Raw genomic sequence first — 3,116 nt, 5'->3', positions numbered from 1 at the left:
CTCGTCACGGCCCACCTGGGACGCCCCAAGGGCGCTCCCGAGGCCAAGTATTCGCTCAAGCCGGCTGTGGCGCGGCTTGCGGAGCTCGCGCCATTCAAGGTCCAGCTCGCGGAAGACACCGTTGGTGAGTCCGCCAAGGAGCTGGCCGGGTCCCTGGACGATGGAGACGTCCTGGTCCTGGAGAACGTCCGTTTCGACGCCCGCGAAACCAGCAAGGACGACGCCGAGCGCGGCGCCTTCGCCGATGAACTCGTGGCGCTCACCGGCGACAACGGTGCCTTCGTGGATGACGCCTTCGGCGCTGTCCACCGCAAGCACGCCAGCGTCTACGACGTCGCCACCCGGCTTCCTTCCTACCAGGGTGACCTTGTGCACACCGAGGTGGAGGTTCTGCGCAAACTCACCACTGATACCCAGCGCCCGTACGTCGTGGTCCTCGGCGGTTCCAAGGTCTCTGACAAGCTCGCAGTGATCGACAACCTCCTCGGCAAGGCAGACACCATCCTCGTCGGTGGCGGAATGCTCTTCACCTTCCTCGCAGCGGCCGGTCACAAGGTTGCGGGCAGCCTGCTTGAAGCTGACCAGATCCCCGTGGTCCAGGACTACCTCAAGCGCGCCTCCGACGCCGGTACCGCCTTCGTCATCCCCACCGACGTCGTGGTCGCAAGCCGCTTCGCCGCCGACGCTGAACACGAAGTGGTCGCCGCTGACGCGATCGAGGACAGCTCGTTCGGCGCCTCCGGCATTGGCCTGGACATCGGACCGGTATCCGCGGAGGCTTTCGCCGAGCAGATCAAGGCCGCACAGACCGTGTTCTGGAACGGCCCCATGGGCGTCTTCGAATTCGAAGCCTTCTCCGGCGGCACCCGTGCCATCGCCCAGGCCTTGACTGAGACGCCGGCATTCACCGTGGTTGGCGGCGGCGACTCCGCCGCGGCCGTCCGGACCCTCGGCTTTGAGGACTCCCAGTTCGGACACATTTCCACGGGCGGCGGCGCCAGCCTGGAATACCTTGAAGGCAAGGATCTTCCCGGCCTGAGCGTTCTGGACCGCTAAGGCTACATGGCCGGCGGGGCGCCCTTCCTTGAAGGCAAGCGCCCCGCCGGCTTTCCCTATCTCAACGCATCTTTGGAGCACACGTGACAACTTCTGCCAACGGAAACTTCATCCGCAAGCCCTTCATTGCCGGCAACTGGAAGATGAACATGGACCACGTCCAGGGCATCACCCTGCTGCAGAAGCTGGCTTGGACCCTCTCCGACGCCAAGCACGACTACAGCCGGGTGGAGGTGTCAGTCTTCCCCCCGTTTACCGATCTGCGCGGTGTGCAGACCCTCGTCCAGGGCGACGAGTTGGACGTCGTCTATGGCGGACAGGACCTCTCGCAGTTCGACTCCGGAGCGTACACCGGCGATATCTCCGGCCAGTTCCTCAACAAGCTCGGTTGCGCCTATGTCCTGGTGGGCCACAGCGAACGCCGCACCATCCACAACGAGGACGACCAGGTCCTCAACGCGAAGGTCAAAGCAGCCTTCCGCCACGACGTTACGCCGGTCCTGTGTGTCGGCGAGGGCCTTGAGGTCCGCCAGGCCGGCACCCATGTGGAGCACACGCTGGCCCAGTTGCGCGCCGGCGTCGAAGGCCTCACCGCAGACCAGGCCGGCGAACTGGTTGTCGCGTACGAGCCTGTCTGGGCCATTGGTACTGGCGAAGTCGCGGGTCCCGAAGACGCACAGGAGATGTGCGCCGCTATCCGTTCAGAGCTCGCATCCTTGTTCGACGATGCTGTGGCCGCCAAGACCCGCCTCCTTTACGGTGGTTCGGTCAAGGCCAACAATGCGGCAGCGATCATGGCCGAAAGCGACGTCGACGGCTTGCTGGTGGGTGGCGCGAGCCTGGACCCCGCCGAGTTTGCTAACATTGTCAGGTTCGAGAGCCACCTCAGCGCGGCTTAGTCCGTTTCCGGTTCCGCTCCCGTTTTCCGTTCTTCTGAAAGGCCGTCGTGGACGTTCTTCAAGTCATTCTGCAGATTCTGCTGGGCATTACCAGCCTTCTGCTGACGCTGCTCATCCTCCTCCACAAGGGACGTGGCGGCGGGTTGTCCGATATGTTTGGCGGTGGCATGAGCTCAGGATTGAGTTCTTCAGGTGTCGCAGAGCGAAACCTCAACCGCTTCACCATCGTCTTGGGCTGCACTTGGGGTGTCGTGATCATTGGACTTGGCCTCATCATGCGCTTCACCGCGGGCGGAGACTCCTAGCACTGCCGTCACCGGGATCCTCCCACTAGACTAGGCTGCATGGCCTTCAAGCCATGCAGCCGAACTCTCAAGGGGATCGACGATGGTTCATGGTACTTCTGGATTCCGGGGCACACGGGCCGGCGTAACAGCTGGATCGGCCCCAAGAAACCAACCCGACTCTGTAGTCGGCGAAAGCTTGCCGCGTATTCGTGTTCCCTATTGGTGCGCCAAGGGACATGAGACGCGGCTTGTTTTCGTTAAACTCCCGGAAGATCAAATCCCGATCCGGTGGGATTGCCCGAAGTGTGGCCTGGTTGCCGTCCGCGAACAGGGCGAAGCCACCATGGAACGTGCGGACGAAGAAATCTTCAAGAGCCACCTGGACTACGTTAAAGAAAGACGCTCCAGCCAAGACGCGGAGATTGTCCTGGCCGGAGCGCTCAAGCGGCTACGCGCCGCGGGGTCCTTTCGGACGAGCTGCTGGGGGACGCGTGAGGCTGCATTCTCATCGATAAGCCACAGGGTCCTCGAGCGGCCACTGGGCCCGGAGGCGGGAACCTGCACCGGGTTGGCCCCGGCAAGTGCCAGCCCACGGCGCCGGCCTTGTCCTCGCCTGCCACGACCATCCAGATTTCCTGGGCGGAGTTGATGGCGGGCAAGGTCAGCGAAATCCTCGACGGCGGTGGCTTGGGGGAGTTCTCGACCCCCACCACCGTACGGTCCTTCACGCGGATACCTGCCTGCTCCGGGAAGAGCGAGGCAATATGCGCATCCGGACCCACCCCGAGCAGCAGGATGTCGAAGCGGGGCAACTCGCCTGCCTCCTCGGGACGGTTGTCCGAGGTGTCCGCGGAGTGCTCGGCCTCGGCAGCGG

Annotated in this window: 3 protein-coding genes and 2 pseudogenes; 4 read left to right on the top strand and 1 reads right to left on the bottom strand. The window is 63.7% G+C overall.

Annotation, left to right across the window (positions count from 1 at the left end):
- The 4 genes and pseudogenes from AHiyo1_RS16575 to AHiyo1_RS16560 form a co-directional block, all read left to right on the top strand.
- Positions 1-1,056, top strand: a 1,056-nt coding sequence (locus AHiyo1_RS16575; RefSeq protein WP_059389280.1) for a phosphoglycerate kinase, incomplete at its 5' end; no start/stop codon positions are given.
- Between the two features lie 83 nt (positions 1,057-1,139).
- The gene (gene tpiA, locus AHiyo1_RS16570; RefSeq protein ID WP_059389279.1) at positions 1,140-1,955 is read left to right on the top strand and encodes a triose-phosphate isomerase; all 816 of its coding nucleotides are present in this window, start codon (positions 1,140-1,142) and stop codon (positions 1,953-1,955) included.
- Positions 1,956-2,002: 47 nt separating this feature from the next.
- Positions 2,003-2,260 (top strand): preprotein translocase subunit SecG, encoded by a 258-nt coding sequence (secG, locus tag AHiyo1_RS16565; RefSeq protein WP_059389278.1) that lies wholly within the window; start codon positions 2,003-2,005, stop codon positions 2,258-2,260.
- 82 nt (positions 2,261-2,342) lie between these two features.
- Positions 2,343-2,636, top strand: a pseudogene (locus AHiyo1_RS16560) (RNA polymerase-binding protein RbpA); the annotation flags it as partial.
- On the opposite strand, the pseudogene AHiyo1_RS16555 reads toward AHiyo1_RS16560, so the two are convergent.
- Positions 2,627-3,116: pseudogene (locus tag AHiyo1_RS16555) on the bottom strand (6-phosphogluconolactonase); the annotation flags it as partial. The pseudogenes AHiyo1_RS16560 and AHiyo1_RS16555 overlap by 10 nt on opposite strands.

Origin of the sequence: Arthrobacter sp. Hiyo1 (assembly GCF_001263615.2) — a bacterium.
GTDB lineage: Bacteria > Actinomycetota > Actinomycetes > Actinomycetales > Micrococcaceae > Arthrobacter.
Note: the sequence above shows the minus strand (reverse complement) of the source record. Positions and strands in the feature narration are given on the sequence as shown.